Raw genomic sequence first — 1,666 nt, 5'->3', positions numbered from 1 at the left:
ACTGTAAACAACGCTACTAGTTTCTACATATCAGGCTTCGGCAACTGAATCACGCGAGAAGGTTTTCTCGCAATAATGGCATTTCAAACGTGTCTGACCATTATGTGAACGGACATAAAAACGGCTGATGACCGGCTCGCCATGACTGGCACAATTGGTATTCGGGCAGCGGAATACTTCTGAAATTTCGTCCGGCAATGACAAATGCTGTTTGTCGATCACTTTAAACTGATCGATTTTGTTTACCACTGCTTCAGGGGCAAATAAAGCCAAACGGTTGGCCGCATTGGCATCCAACCATACGCCGCTGACTTTGATAATGTCTTTGCTTCCCTGCGTTTTGCTGGGCAAATTAAAGCCGACCGTAACCGCGCTGCCATAATGCAGCAACTTAAACTGTCTTAGAATGGCCAAGCCTTTACCGGCAGGAATATGGTCAATTACCGTACCTTGTTCAATCGCTTCAACGCTGAGTTTTGAGTTTTCCATCTCTCGCTCCTTAAACTTCTTCGTTCAATACCAAAGACAAAATCGCCATCCGTGCATACACGCCATTGGTTGCCTGTTCAAAATAATAGGCATGAGGTGTTTTATCTACATCCGGATGAATTTCATCTACCCTCGGTAAAGGATGCAAGACGCGCAAATTGGGTTTGGCGTTTGCCAACATTGACGCATCAAGATTGAACTTACCCTGAATTTTGGCAAATTCCTGCTCATCAAAACGTTCGCGCTGAACACGGGTCATGTACAAAATATCCGCCCATTCGACCGCTTCTTCCAAGCTGGACAAAACTTGGTAAGGGCAACCAGCCTCCTCCAGCTCTTCAGTAATATAGTCCGGCATCGCCAAGCTGGGAGGGGAAACAAATGCAAACTCACAACCCCAACGCTTCAGTGCCTGACACAATGAGTGTACTGTACGGCCATATTTCAAATCACCGGCCATCGCAATTTTCAAATTGCTCAAGCTACCTTGTGTTTCATAAATCGTTACCAAATCCAAAAGCGTCTGGCTCGGATGTTGGTTGGTACCATCACCGGCATTAATCACAGGTACGCTCGAAAACTCGGCCGCCACACGGGCCGCACCGTCTTTAGGGTGTCGCTGAATAATCGCATCCGTATAGCTAGAAATAATCCTCGCAGTATCTGCAAGCGTTTCACCCTTTTTCGCGCTGGTATTCGCACCATCAGAAAAACCGATAACTTTCCCACCCAAACGCTGTACTGCGGTTTCAAAAGACAAACGCGTACGGGTGGACGGTTCAAAAAAGCACGATCCAATCAATTTACCCTCAAGCAAATCTTCACGAGGCTGCTTTTTCAACTTCAAGGCCGTCTGAAGCAGCAATTCGAGCTGCTCCGTCGTCAAATCTGAAATTGAAATAATATGTTGCCGATAAAGCGGATTAGGCATGACCATTCCTTCCCATAAAAAAGCCCGCAACAGGCGGGCGTTTCAAGCAAACCGATTCCATCGTTGCCCGACATCATCCTCGTCGGACAATCACAACCATGTTCCTACCACACCCATGAAATCTTCCGCATTATCGCATATTTAACAGACGGCTGCTTCTTTCAAGTTTTCAGACGGACTGAGACCCAAGCACAGGGATTCGACTGTTTTCAGTTATTACCCAATGTAAAGTCTCCATTTGTCCAG

At 46.5% G+C, this 1,666-nt stretch carries 2 protein-coding genes; both read right to left on the bottom strand.

Translation table 11 applies throughout. The annotated features are described in order from the left end of the window. Positions 1-30: 30 nt before the first annotated feature. Entirely contained in the window at positions 31-489 is a 459-nt protein-coding gene (gene pyrI, locus HMPREF3052_RS03760) for an aspartate carbamoyltransferase regulatory subunit (protein WP_003684689.1), read from the bottom strand. 10 nt (positions 490-499) lie between these two features. Then, on the bottom strand, positions 500-1,420 hold the full coding sequence (gene pyrB / locus HMPREF3052_RS03755; RefSeq protein WP_003684701.1) for an aspartate carbamoyltransferase: 921 nt from the start codon (positions 1,418-1,420) through the stop codon (positions 500-502). Positions 1,421-1,666: the final 246 nt, after the last annotated feature.

Origin of the sequence: Neisseria sp. HMSC056A03 (genome assembly GCF_001815685.1) — a bacterium.
Lineage (GTDB): Bacteria > Pseudomonadota > Gammaproteobacteria > Burkholderiales > Neisseriaceae > Neisseria > Neisseria subflava.
Note: the sequence above shows the minus strand (reverse complement) of the source record. Positions and strands in the feature narration are given on the sequence as shown.